At 38.1% G+C, this 14,210-nt stretch carries 8 protein-coding genes, 2 tRNA genes and 1 pseudogene; 2 read left to right on the top strand and 9 right to left on the bottom strand.

Annotated features, from left to right (window positions below):
• Positions 1–139 precede the first annotated feature (139 nt).
• The 4 genes from I6F54_RS11770 to I6F54_RS11785 all read right to left on the bottom strand — a co-directional run bounded on the left by I6F54_RS11770 (position 140) and on the right by I6F54_RS11785 (position 6,014).
• On the bottom strand, positions 140–1,201 hold the full coding sequence (locus tag I6F54_RS11770; protein ID WP_197110743.1) for an alkaline phosphatase D family protein: 1,062 nt from the start codon (positions 1,199–1,201) through the stop codon (positions 140–142).
• A complete protein-coding gene (locus I6F54_RS11775) occupies positions 1,198–2,325 on the bottom strand; it encodes an alkaline phosphatase family protein (protein ID WP_197141492.1) in 1,128 nt (375 codons plus the stop codon). The genes I6F54_RS11770 and I6F54_RS11775 overlap by 4 nt, the downstream gene beginning before the upstream one ends.
• 73 nt (positions 2,326–2,398) lie before the next feature.
• Positions 2,399–4,768, bottom strand: a complete 2,370-nt coding sequence (locus I6F54_RS11780; protein WP_197141494.1) for a TonB-dependent receptor domain-containing protein — start codon at positions 4,766–4,768, stop codon at positions 2,399–2,401.
• A gap of 202 nt (positions 4,769–4,970) precedes the next feature.
• Positions 4,971–6,014, bottom strand: coding sequence for an alkene reductase (locus tag I6F54_RS11785; RefSeq protein ID WP_007585611.1), 1,044 nt, complete (start codon positions 6,012–6,014; stop codon positions 4,971–4,973).
• A 502-nt stretch (positions 6,015–6,516) separates the two neighbouring features.
• Between I6F54_RS11785 and I6F54_RS11790 the strand changes: the two genes are divergently transcribed.
• Complete coding sequence (locus I6F54_RS11790; protein WP_007585609.1) at positions 6,517–6,906, top strand: DUF2750 domain-containing protein; 390 nt, start codon at positions 6,517–6,519, stop codon at positions 6,904–6,906.
• Between the two features lie 68 nt (positions 6,907–6,974).
• On the opposite strand, the pseudogene I6F54_RS11795 reads toward I6F54_RS11790, so the two are convergent.
• Together I6F54_RS11795 and I6F54_RS11800 are read right to left on the bottom strand one after the other, a co-directional pair.
• Positions 6,975–7,842 (bottom strand): annotated as a pseudogene (locus tag I6F54_RS11795) (alpha/beta fold hydrolase).
• Positions 7,843–7,949: 107 nt separating this feature from the next.
• On the bottom strand, positions 7,950–9,275 hold the full coding sequence (locus I6F54_RS11800) for an OprD family outer membrane porin (protein ID WP_165726146.1): 1,326 nt from the start codon (positions 9,273–9,275) through the stop codon (positions 7,950–7,952).
• Positions 9,276–9,933: 658 nt separating this feature from the next.
• Between I6F54_RS11800 and I6F54_RS11805 the strand changes: the two genes are divergently transcribed.
• The gene (locus tag I6F54_RS11805; protein WP_197141496.1) at positions 9,934–12,612 is read left to right on the top strand and encodes a CHASE domain-containing protein; all 2,679 of its coding nucleotides are present in this window, start codon (positions 9,934–9,936) and stop codon (positions 12,610–12,612) included.
• 70 nt (positions 12,613–12,682) lie between these two features.
• Here the strand turns inward: I6F54_RS11805 and I6F54_RS11810 are convergent.
• The 3 genes from I6F54_RS11810 to I6F54_RS11820 all read right to left on the bottom strand — a co-directional run bounded on the left by I6F54_RS11810 (position 12,683) and on the right by I6F54_RS11820 (position 14,205).
• Positions 12,683–12,772, bottom strand: a tRNA-Ser gene (locus I6F54_RS11810).
• Between the two features lie 175 nt (positions 12,773–12,947).
• Positions 12,948–13,988: a quinolinate synthase NadA gene (gene nadA, locus I6F54_RS11815; protein ID WP_007580396.1), complete on the bottom strand. Its 1,041-nt coding sequence runs from the start codon at positions 13,986–13,988 to the stop codon at positions 12,948–12,950.
• Between the two features lie 141 nt (positions 13,989–14,129).
• Positions 14,130–14,205 (bottom strand) — tRNA-Lys (locus I6F54_RS11820).
• Between the last annotated feature and the right edge of the window lie 5 nt (positions 14,206–14,210).

Consider the following 14,210-nt stretch of genomic DNA (forward strand, 5'->3'; position numbering starts at 1 on the left):
ATAAAACCAGTGTAAGATATTTTCAATATTAGGGGTAGCGCAAACGGGTAATTGGCTTTAATAAATCAGAGAGTTAAGAACTAACTTACAGATTTTATACGCACAGCATCTATTTTATATACTGTGCGTAGTAGTGAGTTTATTTATAAGGGCTAATACTTGATAAACTAAAATCACTTTGCATTATTACTTCGCCATCAATGCCTTTTAATTTAAGTGAAATAGTGGGGTCAATTTGCTGCCAGTCTATGCTTAAATCACCATAATTTACGTTATGAGTAAAATTCCCTACTCGGTGTTTGTTAGGGCTTACATCTTTCCACTTTTCAGTTAAGCCAGAGCTGGTCATCTCAATTAATGGGTAATCAAGGTTTTGCTGATACTTTGATATTTCACCCCAGTGCGTATCGCCGCTGATGATCACTACCCCATTTACCTTATGCTTTTTAATCAATGCAAATAAACGGTTTCTATCTTCAGGAAAGTTTGCCCATGACTCCCAACCTGTAAAATCGGGTAAAAGCTGTAAGCTTGAGGCAATCAATTTTATTGCAGCAGGCTTTTTAAGCTCTTGTTCAAGCCATTGCCACTGGGCTTCACCTAGCATTGATGCGCCCTTCACTTCACTAGGACTATACGGGCCTTGGTTATTTAACTTACGCTTAGTGTAGTATTCAAGCTCACCTACATGGTTTAGTGCATCACGGTTCCAACGTAAATCAGGCATTATTACTTGTATGGTTTGCTCATTTTCACCATACATGTACGAGGTATAAATTCCATCAGGACGAGTGCGACGCGCTGAGTTTACAGGTTCATCCCAAAAATTAAGCATAATTTGGCGTGATTGCTCTTTATGCGGATACTCTTTACCTGCATCGTTTTGGCCATAATCGTGGTCATCCCACATAGCAATAATAGGCGTTTGCTCTTTCAAGATTTTAAAACCCGCCTTTGCCCCTAAAAGTTGGTATTTATCGGCAAGTATATCCATATCGTTGGTATCGCCGTAAATATTGTCACCCAAAAATATAAACAAATCCCCCTGCTCTTTGTTAATTGCATTAAATATGGGTATGTTTTTATCTTGATGCCCACACGAACCAAATAGGATTTTAGATGGCGCGGCATTAACACTCGCGCTAATAACCAAACTCAACACCAAGGCAGATAGGGTTAATGGTTTTAATAGATTCTTCATTTTAAAATCTCGCTAATAGCAGGCGCCATATTTGAATTTATTTCATTTGGGTTCTGCCCAAGAGCCTTTAAAACGGTCGCCGCTATTTGCGCTTGTTTAAGCTCATTTTTAGTTTTAATTAAGCCACTACCTTTTATTGCGGGGCCAAGGGCTGCAAGCCAAATATGTTCAGAGCCGACAATTCCTTCTGGGTAGGTATTTTCACCTAACTCTAGTTCAGCAAGTGCACGTTTAGAGCTGTGATGTTGCCAATCATTGGCATTATTGCCACGGCCGTGATCAGTAGTAATAATTAGTGTGGTGTTATTTTTATAACCCGCTGTAGTTTGAATGGTTGCCCATAAGTCTTTTATAAAGGCGTCACTTTGCCTTGCCGATTTAAGGTATTGATCGTAATGACCATCATGCGCAAAGTCATCGGTTTCGCCTAAACTTATCACTAACAACTTAGGCTTTTTAGCCAACATATACGCTTTAGCAAAGCGATATGTAAAACTATCTAGTCGTACGTTATACCAAGGACTGGGAATTTCATTTTGTAGCGCATTTAACAGTGGCGCATCAGTGAATAAATTCTCTTCAATTGACATAAAACCTGCATTTACATACACGTTACTGCGCTTAGTATTTACAATGTATGGGAATACATCCCAACTGCCAAATAGGGCTGTGTTATCTTTAAACTCAGGTAACTTATCTAAACGCTCTAAAATAGTTTTATTTGGGTTGAGCACTTTGTTATTACTATTTATATTTTCGTCAACTTCACCAGTGAGTATTTCGTTATAACCAGGGTATGAAAAATACCACTGGTTACTTACCGACATAGTAGAGCCGTTAGCTCTATCGCCAATTATAATCCCTTTTTTAGCCACTACTTGCGTTAAAAAAGGCATAAGTAATTGCTGGCGCTCATTTGCTGTTTTTGCCCAAAATTGGGTCTTTAATTGCTCAGGCTTTTTAACAAAATCAGTATTATTAATTAAGCTATTATCAGCCCCATTAAATACTTCTTGCCAGCGTACCCCGTCAAGCGTTACCAGCACTACATTTTGCGCTGCTGTTGCAAAGCTGCTCGCTAATACACTTAAGCTAAATAGTGTTACTTTTATAATTGTTTTCATCGCGTTTGCGCCCTTTCATATAATAAAGCCCATCAATGATGGGCTATATTTTAATTCAATTACTAAAACCTAATTAAAAGTCAGCGGTCAATGTAACTGCCGCAGTGCGAGGCGCACCAATGTAATAAGTAGAGCCGTTACCGGTACCACCTGCTAAGTAGCTTTTGTCAGTAACATTGTAAACAACAAACGATACGTCAATGGCTTTAAACGGGCCTGCATCTACGTCAGTTGAATAACCTGCATTAAAATCAAGTACGGTGTAGCCGTCTACTTTATTACGCGTGCGAGTGTCTTCGTCTTGCCATGCACCTAAACGCTCGCCGGTGTATTTAGCCGATAAACCAACACGAAAGCCATCGCTAAAGTAATCGGTAGATACCACAAATAAATCTTCTGATGAATCTATTATGCTGTCGCCTTTTCTAAAGCTTGGTGCGACCTCATTACCACTTTCATCTTTTAATATTACACCCTGTGAATCGTATGCATTTGGATCATCGGATGAATACTCAGAACTGCTATTAGTATACGACGAGTACACGCTCCAGCTTGGTGTTAACATATAGCTTGCTGCAAGCTCGAGCCCATTTGAGTCAATACCCCCTACATTCACGTACGAGCCATTTGTGCCAATCGTGTAATCAATGCCGTCTGTGCCACTACCAGGCGCAATAAAGGTAATGCGGTTATCAAACTTAACACTGTAAGCCGTTGCTGTAAGGGTTAATCTGTCGGCTTGGTAACGTACACCAAAGTCGATGTTGTCGGCAGTTTCTGGCTCTATGTTTGTAAGTGTTGAGCTATCTCGCTCAAGTACACCGTCTTTTATTGCTGAAAAATTCTCGCTGTAACTGGCAAATAATTCTGTGCTGTTATTTAGCTGATACAATACACCCCCGCTAAATAACACGTCTGAGTCGCTATCTACTTTATCTGAACTTTCGTTAGCAAAGTGGTCGTACTTTTGTAACTCAACTAAATACTGTTTTGCACCAATATTTAATGTTAAATCGCCAAAATTAATTGAGTCTTGTAGGTACCATTTGAATGTATCGGTATCAAAGGTGTTTTTGTATTGTGTCCAGTAAGGCGTGCTATCAAAGTGATGATAAATACGTGCGTCAATTACTTTGTGCCAATCACGAGATTCGTCACGCTCACTTTGCTCATACCAAAAGCCCGCTTCTATATCGTGATAACCAAATGTAGCTTGGTAGTTTGCCGTTACACCTAGACGATCTTTGTTGTAATGTGTATGGCGGTATGACATGACAGGCGTTGCTGTTGCATCGTAACACGCAGGATTTAAACCAGGACCCGACTCCCATGGCCAGCTAAAACTTGCGGTGCACCCTTCGTTTGGAGCAAGCGGATCACCTTCACTATCAGCAAAACCATAAGAGCCTGCATTAGTGCCGCCCTCGGTTGTTGGTTCGCCATTTTCATCAATAGGTGCTGTTAAGTAAGGTGGGATCCAATCGCCGCGACCTGAATTTTTATGGTAATAAGGGCTGACGGTTAATAATGAGGTTGGCGAAATCGCGTATTCAAATTTTAAATAGCCTAAGGTATTTTCACGCAGCGTTCCCCAGCCTTCTGCAAACATTTGGTCAAAATGCGGAACTCCCGTCCAATTCCATGTTAGCTGATCCCACTCTGGTGTTTGTTCAAACTGCTCAAGGCTTACACTGTTATAGTTTGTCTCGCTTACATCGTCGTAAGATAAGCGCCCGGTAAGTGTTAAGTCGTTAAAATTAGATACAAACTTAACCTCAGCATGTTGGTTGTCTTTCCCCCCATTACTGCCTGAGCCAATCCAACGACTTGTGTCGGTTTGCGAGTAACTTACGTACGCTTGGGTACTATCAAAAACAGTGCCTGTTTCGTGTTTAAAGTAATAACGCGTGGCATCGTGACTCCCTGAGGTATAAGCAAAAGTAGTGCCCCTTTCAAGGCTTGGATCTTTACTTACAAAGTTGAATGTACCGCCTAGCGCTTCAAGTGAAGCCGATTTAATATCAGACGTACCTTGGCCAACTTCTACCGTTGCTAAGTTTTCGCTATCTAGGTAGCGGTTAGCTTTTGCACCACCGCCATAATTAGAGCCTCCATTGGGAATGCCATCAACGGTCATTCCTAATTGCTGTTGGTTCCCATCAATACTAAAACCACGCATAGTGATTGTAGTAGACCAATCGTCGCCACCAAATGCATCACCTTCGTTTATGCTAATCCCTGGTAAATTATCAATAACTGATAATATGCTCGATACCGAACTTTGTTGCTCAAGCATTGCAGGCTCAATAACATTATTAGCGTAGCTCGTTGGTTTAGCAACCACGGTTACTTCTTCTATGGTGTTGTCGTTAGCATAACTAGATGTTGATACAGCCATGGCAATTGCCATGCTCAAAAGCGATTTGTTTTTTAAAGCGTACATTGTTGTCCCGTTTGATTTTAATTATGAAATATGAAAACGCGGACAGTATGAATTTTAAATATGACAACGAGGATGAACTTTATTTACATAAAAATTAAACAAATATGGAAGATTTATGGCGGGAATATGTACAAAAAAAGACACCCAAAGGTTTAACTTTGGGTGTCTTAATTATTTTCTAGAACTTATTACAAATAGTAATTTATTTCAATTGTGCAAGCATTTCATCGCTGTATGGTACTAACTCTTCACCGTTTGCAATTTTGCTAATGTAATCTGGATTTGCAATAAGTGGGCGACCAATAGCGATTAAGTCAAACTTAGCATCGTTAATAGCCTCTTTTGCTGACTCAAAACTATAACTGCCCACACCTACTAATGTACCTTTGTAGCCTGCTCGTAAAAATTCAGAGATGCTTTTGCCTTCAAGCGAGTCAAAGCGCATGCTGTCATCAAAAATACCACCGTGTAAGTACGCTAATTCTCTGCTTTCAAGTTCTGTTAATAAGTAATCAAATACCGCTTTATCGCGGCTATCTTCGCTCATATTAAAGTAAGCACCCGGTGTTAATCTAAGTGCAGTACGATCACTGCCTACAGCAGCAATAACCGCATCGGTTACTTCTAGTGCAAAACGCGACATATTCTCAGGCGTTTGACCGTATTCGTCGCTGCGTGTATTTGCAGCGTAATGTAAAAATTGGTCAACTAAATAACCGTTAGCACCGTGAATTTCTACCCCATCAAAACCAGCTTCAATAGCGTTTTCAGCGGCTTTTGCAAAATCAGCAACTAGACTTTTAATGTCATCAGTTGTGGCTGCTTTTGGTGTGATGTAGGTAAGCTCACGCATACGTGGTACAGAACCTTCAACGCCAATTGCCGATGGAGCAAGTACATCGCCATCAAAAAAGTGAGGGTGTGCAACACGGCCAACATGCCATAGCTGTGCAAACATTTTGCCGCCATTAGCGTGCACAGCGTCAGTTACTTTTTTCCAACCTTGAATTTGCTCGCTGGTAAATAAACCCGGAGTATTTGGGTAACCTTGTCCATCTGGACGAATAATAGTTGCTTCACTAATAATTAAACCGGTTTCGGCACGGCGAGCATAATATTCAACCATATCTTGTGTTGGCACTAAGTTATCGTCAGCCATACAACGCGTTAATGGCGCCATAAGTACGCGGTTTTTAAGCTCAATCGTGTTATTTAATTTAAACGGAGCAAGTAGATCAGTTGTCATTTTTCAATCCTTCATTAAGTATATGCTTACTACAATGTGGCCTTTTTACAAACATTCAAGCTTATTTTGAATGATCGCTCAAATTAGTGAGAAATTATACTGATCAATCTACAAATTAGATCTGCATTGCTGAAATTAAATAGCAACTTTTCAACACTCTGTCATATAACTCGATATACTTGTGTGCATATAATTTAGATATACTAGGGCGTGTTGATCTTTGGTGGGTGAATTTGCAGCAGTATGTTTGGTTTTTAGGCAGGGCAGAGCCTATGTAGTGTGGTTATTCCCCATAAATAGGCGATAACGCAGCATAAAGACCAAACATGCGCTGCCCAAAGGGTTCTTTCTAGGGACGATTAACTCTTTGTTGCTCGGTTTTTACTTAGCCCACTAGGTTACAAACCTCGCGCCGCGATTTAATCGCCCCTAGATTGAACAAATTTCAATCCACAAAGGTCAACACGCCCTAATATCAATAGTAATTAAGAGTGAGCTAATTATGACAACGCCAAATTTAAGCGAAGAACACGCAGTAATTTTAGGACTTGGAGCAAAAAAACGCCTAGCCTATATGTTCGAAACCGTACAACAGTTCAAGCAAGTATGGATTTTAAACGATGATGATGGCTGCGTTATGCTTGCCAACGAAGATGACGACTGTGTGCCAGTTTGGCCAACTCGTGAATTTGCAGAAGCATGGGCAACTGGAGAATGGGCTGGCTGCAGCGCTAAAGCAATCCCACTTGCTGACTGGTTTAGTCGCTGGACACCAGGCCTTGAGGAAGATGACTTACTTATTGCTGCCTTCCCTACAGAGGAAGATGATGGCACGATATTGTTTTCAGATGAATTTGAAAAACAATTAAAAGCGCCAAAGCAAAAATATTAAGGTTCAAAGCCTAAATACTCAGAGTTCTAAAATTTATAAACGCGGCACTTAATTTAGTAGTCGCGTTTTTATTGGCAATATCTAAAATTCAAATAAGCCTGCGTAATTGCATCTGGATTTTCTACTTGCGGATAATGCCCAAGCTCTACAAACTCTTGTACGCGCGCATTGGGAATAAGCTTTTTATAATGCTCAATCATATGCTTACCAGAGATTGGGTCTTCTGCGCCTGCTATAAACGTAAGTGGTATATTGCTATTTATGATGGCACCAACCCAGCGTTCTCGGTTTTGCTGCCTCTGCTTTATATAACTAATGAGTTTGGGCATTACGGCTAAGCCATCTTTATAAATTAGCAGCTCCCAAAGTGTCTACCACTTGTTTTGAAGGCGGTGTACTTTTACCAAAAATAGTAAGTAGATTATTGGCAAATTTTTGTTTATTCATTAATTTTGGCACTATCCAACCTAGCTTTGAAAGTAAAAGCTTTTGTATAAATAAGGGTTTATGCACCTCAGGAAATAACCCACCATTTAAAAAGCACACACTGTTTATTTTAAAGTCACTTTGGCTAACGACTTGCCTTGCTAATAACTCTTGAGCCACAGTATCGCCATAGTCATGAGCTAAAATATATATATCATTAATATTTAACGTTTTTAAAAATTGAGTATATAAGTCGGCTTGTTCAGTAATTTTATAGCCTGCATTTTTAGGTTTATCTGACAAACCAAAACCTAGCATATCGAGTGTAATTACAAAATAATGTTCACTAAGGGTTTGCCACATACCTTCCCAGTCCCAACTAGCACTTGGAAAGCCATGTATTAAAAGCAGCGCAGGCTTAGTTATATCACCAGCTGTTTTAGTAAAAATTTGATGGCCACTAATTTGAGTAAATTGACCCTGTGATTGCCACTGTTGAAGAGAAAACATATATTAGCTTAATTTTTATTATTGATTTGTTAGTTTTATCATAAAGATAATGAAAAAAGGAAACAAAACCAATGCATAAAATTTGCATTGGCTTATTAAAAGTCATGTTAAAATTTAATAGTGTAATCTACATAAACTCGATGGTCAGCTCTATCGCCTTTAACACCATCAACACTGCCTGATTTTTCGGTTGTATAATCTACAAATAACCAACGTAAGCTTAAGCCTTTTATTTTCTCAACTTTATAGCGAGTATCTACAGCCCAATATTTTTCGTCGGCTGTACCGCCTAACTTACCCAACGCAGAGTTTTCAGCATCGCTGCCGTCTGTGTAGTAAAATTTAGTTGTTAAGCCAGGCGATACTGCTTTCAAATCAATTCCTAAACGAGCTTGCCATGATGTTTCATTTTGATTTGTTAAATCGGCACCAATTAATGAGCGAGTTGGAAATGGGTTTGTACCATGGTCGCCACTGAAATTATCTTCAATCCAAGCATCACTTACTTTAGTAAATGCCGCACCTACACTCCAAATATCTTTTTTCCAATCAGCATCTAGGTAATAGGCAAACCCATCGTTTTCACTTTTGGTTAAACCTGTTAATGCACCAGGTGCATCTTCATCATCTAAATCACCACCCTCTGCGCCTGTTACAAATAAATCGCCATCATCTTGTGAGGTAAATATGCCAGTTGAAAGGGTTAACTTACTTTGCTCAAGCTTAATGTCGTAACTGATTTTTAACCCGATTTTACTTAAATAATTGTGTGAATTTAAATATTCAGCCTCTAATATTAGATTGTCTTTTTTATGCGTAGCACCTACGCCCCAAATTACGCTAATAGCACCAGTTGCCGATTGATCGGTAGAAAAGTCTTCCCATCTATCATCGTGTCGACGGCTCCATTTATCGTAAACGTAACCGTATAATTTAGTGTTACCAATTTTGTAATCGCCAAAAACGCCTCTAAAAGTATTAGGAATAGCCCGACTCCCAGAGCTTTTAAGCAACATACTTTTGGTTTTTTGCCCACCTACTTTAACGTGACCATTGTTGCCCAATTTAAAATCTAAAAAATATTGTCCAAATTTAGAAAAGCTATCGTCAACTCCACCGCTCTCATTACCTGCTGGCAAAATATTACCTGCGGCTGAACCCGTAGAATTAATATCCATCACGGTGTAAGTCGATACACCCACACTCACTAAATCGTTTATATAACCAGATGTGTAATTGAGCTCTATACCTTGAGCAAAAGTTGAATCGTCACTTGCGTCGTTATCGTAGTCACGGTCAAAATAAATTGATCTAAGTTTTATATTAAATTCATCTTGTTCTGTCAGCCCATTAACAGCGGCATACGAAGGAATAGAAATACATGTTAATACTGCGCCTGTTGCCGCAAGTAATTTAGATACTCGGTGAGCCATAGTTATCTCCGTTACCTTGTTTTGTTTAAGTTTTAACTGTGCAGTGCATAGCAGCATGTATTTTTTCGACCTACACGGTAAACATGTCATAAGGTAATTACATTTTAAGTAATCACGTTTTCTTTCACGCTACTAAAATATAGAACAATATAAGTTTTTAATGTTTTAATTTTCATATTATAAAATATTAAGTGTTTGTTTTGTTTCGGATGAATTATAAAAGTAAGGTGAGCATCGTCTCTTGCTCGCTCGAACCTATACCGATAGTTCCCTTTAAAAGCGTCATAATATTGGTTAAATTTTACTTTATTTAAACTTAACAAAGTAAAGTTATAAGCAAAAACTAAAAGCTATCCGTTGTTTTTTGAGCACCTAATATTCACTAAAAAATCGATAAATATAAAAATCAGCACCTTTAGCTAATACTTTTGTTGTTCGCTATAAAGTAGCAAAAAACATAAAAATTATTATATTTATATACATGTTCGTCTTATCTTGGTGAGTAAAATCAACTTTTTATATTACATCCACTCTAAACCTTTATAAAATATATATATTCTAATTAATAACAAAGTTGTATCCTGAATAATAAGTGCTATATTTATTTCGATGATAAAACAGATATACTGTCAGTATATTAATAATAAAGGATGAGTTAATGTTTTCAGGACGACCGGTTAGTAAAAGGTTATTAATCTCGGTGCTTACTCATGCTATTTTTTTCATCAGTGGTATTGTATTAACTTACTTTGCCCACGCTGCACATCAAGATGCTGTTAATAACAAAATAAATGAAGCCCTCAACAACCGCCTTTCTTCACTCTCAACAGGCGTTACTAGCAGATTCGACTTATATAAATATGGGCTATACGGTTTAAAAGGATTTATACACGGCATTGGCGTTAATAATTTAAGCTACCAAACAATTTCCAATTACTCTAACAGTCGCAATTACGCCCAAGAATTCCCTGGAGCAAATGGTATTGGCTTTATAAGAAAAGTGAATGCCGAAAACTTAGCTCAATTCTTAAAAACTGCAAAATCCGATCGACCTAACCAAATATTTAAACTAAATAAACTAGCTAACGAAAGTGATGAGCACTTTATTATTCAGTATATATTTCCTGAGCAAAGTAATTCACGGGCTCTAGGACTCGATATTGCATCGGAAAGTACACGTAAAAAAGCAGCATTAAATTCTGCAATTAATAACCAAGTTCAATTATCGGCGCCTATTACGTTAATCCAAGCGGATAGCAAATCGCAACAAGGCTTTTTAATTTTACTACCAGTTTATAAAAATATTATTATTCCAACTGATAAAATCCAGCGTTTAGAGCAATTAATTGGATGGACTTACTCCCCTTTATTAATAAACAATATTTTAGATTCTCTTTCCCAAGCTGATGAAAATAAGCTAGTCATTAGCGACATAGGTAACAACGTTAAAACTGACTTTTTTAGCTACGGCATTAAAAGCAACTCGGCTGATTATCAGTTAAATAAAGTAATTAAAGTGATGGGAAGAACATGGGAAATCACACTTAGTGCTTCAGACACATTTATTGAATCACTACACTTGCCGAGTAAATATCAAGCTATTGTCAATGGTGTTTTTTATACCCTTATTTGTATGTTTATAACTTTAATAATTCAGCTGTTTTTTTACCGTAGAGCACAAAGAACACAGCGAAGAATTATCAAAGCTAAACAAAATAAGCATATGCTGCAGCAAACAAATTTAAAATTAGAAAAAGAAGTAAAATTACGCACTAAAGAAATTGCTGATATAAGTATGCTTCAACAAAGTATTTTAAACAGTGCCAGTTACTCTATTATTGCGACCGACATAAATGGCTTAATTACTTTATTTAATCCAGCCTCTGAAAAGTTATTAGGCTATAGAGCAAAAGACGTTATTGGAATTGAAAATCCGGGTATTTTTCATTTAAAAGAAGAAATTATAAAAAAAGCCAAACAGCTTAGTGCAGAGTTAAATGAACCTGTTTTCCCTGGTTTTGAAGTGTTTATCTTAAAAGCAACTTCTACAGAGCCTGATATCAATCAGTGGACATACATTTCTTCTACAGGCGAGCACATACAAGTTAATATAAGTGTTACCTCTTTATTAAATAACGAAAATGAAATTGTTGGATATTTGGGTGTAGCATACGATTTGACCGAACAAATTAATCACGAACAAGCTCTCGGACATGCTAAAGAATTAGCTGAACAGGCATCACAAGCTAAATCTGAATTTTTAGCAAATATGAGTCACGAAATACGCACACCTATGAATGGCATACTAGGTACATTACAGTTACTGCAAGAGCAGCCATTGAATGAAAAATCAAAAGAGTATTTAAAAAAATCACTTTATTCGACCCGCTCACTCACCACTATTATTAATGATATCCTCGACTTTTCTAAAATTGAAGCTGGGAAGCTTTCATTAGAATATAAATCATTCGACCTTTTTGAACTTATTCACCACTTAGAGTCTGATCTTGGCCTGCAAGCCAGTGATAAAAATATATACCTTAAATTTATAATTAATATTGAGCATAAGTATTGGGTGGGCGACCCCGTTAGACTCAGACAGATATTTTTAAACCTAATATCTAATGCGATTAAGTTTACGTCGCAGGGTGGCGTTACAGTAACGTTTAGGCTAACCGACGAAAACAAAATATGTTGTTGTATATCAGACACCGGAATTGGAATTTCTGAGCAGGCTATAGAGCGATTGTTTGAGCGCTTTGAACAAGCAGAGCAATCAACTACGCGTGAATATGGCGGTACAGGTCTTGGCTTACCTATTACTAAATCATTAATAGGTTTAATGAATGGAGAAATTAAAGTAACAAGCCAATTAAATTCAGGTAGTCAGTTTTATGTGTACTTACCATTAAAACAAGCACAGATTGATGAAAGCACATTAATAACAAAAAATGTTGAGCTTCCTGACCTATCTGGAAAAAATATTTTATTAGCTGAAGATAATAAAATAAATCAGCTTGTTGCATCTGCGATGCTTGAGCCTACAAAAGCCACCATTATTATTGCCAACAATGGTTTAGAAGCAATCTCATTATACGAGTCACACAAGCCAGACATTATTTTTATGGACATTCAAATGCCTAAAATGGATGGTCTTCAGGCATGTAAAAAAATTAAGGCGCTTAATAACGAACAAATTGTTATCGCGTTAACTGCTAATGTTTTTACAGAGCAAAAAGAAATATACAGACAGTTATTTGATGGTTACGTTTCAAAGCCAATTGAAAAACATGAGCTTGTAAGCATGTTATCAACACTCTATTTAGTTAATAGTTAGTCATTGCGAAGGCATTAAAAAACCCAGTTACTAATACCTTTCGATATTAGTAACTGGGTTCTAATAATAATGGTGGAGGGAGAGGGATTCGAACCCTCGTTAGGGATAAACCTAAACACACTTTCCAGGCGTGCGCCTTCAGCCACTCAGCCATCCCTCCACAGTACTGCAATTGTGTAATGCAACAGCGCGCTATAGTATGAAATAGACCCTTAAGGTGCAAGGCATTTTTAAATATGAGCCTTTAAATGCTTACTTATCAAGCAATAGCTTATCTATAGGCACAAAAAACGGCTAAATCTAAGACCTAACCGTTTTAATTTATACTTTTAAAATTACTTAGCCATGCTCGCAGTAAATTCAAGCATGCGATTTAAGGATTTAAGTGCGCCTTCGCGTAAATCCATATCAACGAATACTTCTTTACCTTTAGGGCTTATGAGGGCTTCCTCAATCGCTTTTAAGCCATTCATTGCCATCCAAGGGCAATGTGCGCAACTTTTACATGAAGCGCCCTCACCTGCCGTTGGAGCCGCAAAAAACTCTTTATCTGGACATAGTTGCTGCATTTTATAAAAGATGCCGCGATCGGTTGCTACAATAAACTTTTTATTGTCCATTGTTTGCGCAGCTTTAATTAATTGGCTCGTAGATCCAACCGAATCGGCAAGTGCAACAATTTCTGCTGGTGACTCAGGATGAACTAATACGCCTGCATCTGGGTGTAGCGCCTTCATATCTTTTAAGGCTTTAGTTTTAAATTCGTCATGTACGATACATGCACCATTCCACATAAGCATATCAGCACCGGTATTTTTTTGAATATAACTACCAAGGTGCTTATCTGGGCCCCAAATGATTTTTTCGCCTTGCTCATCAAGGTGCTCTACTATTTCAAGTGCACATGATGAGGTTACAATCCAATCTGCACGCGCCTTAACTGCGGTAGAGGTGTTTGCATACACAACCACTTTACGGTCAGGGTGCTCATCACAAAACGCTGAGAACTCGTCTATCGGGCAACCAATATCTAGCGAACACGTCGCTTCAAGCGTTGGCATAACAACCGTTTTATTTGGCGTTAAAATTTTGGCTGTTTCGCCCATAAATTTCACGCCCGCGACGATGATCATATCTGCATCATGACGTGCACCAAAACGTGCCATTTCTAGCGAATCGGCAACGCAGCCGCCGGTTTCTTCTGCAAGTGCTTGAATTTCAGGATCGGTATAATAATGTGCAACAAGTACTGCATTTTTATCTTTTAGTAATTGTTTTATACGCGCTTTATATTCGCCTTGCTCGTCATTTGTTAACGGTGCTGGCTTAGGGGGGAAAATATAACCTTCAGGCATAATAGTTTGAGCTAGACTCATGTTCTCGACCACTTATCTACAGTGCATTAATTAGGGCGAATTATACGAGAATATAAACATAAATAACAGCAAACTAGTTAAGCTGTTTATAAAAAATAGAATGGGAATTTAAAAAAGAATATAAAGGAAAGTATTAGAGAGTGGTGGGTCATGATGGATTTGAACCATCGACCAATTGATTAAAAGTCAACTGCTCTACCAACTGAGCTAATAACCCGCTCT

The sequence above is a fragment of the Pseudoalteromonas sp. SWXJZ10B genome (assembly GCF_015864475.1).
Lineage (GTDB): Bacteria > Pseudomonadota > Gammaproteobacteria > Enterobacterales > Alteromonadaceae > Pseudoalteromonas > Pseudoalteromonas arctica.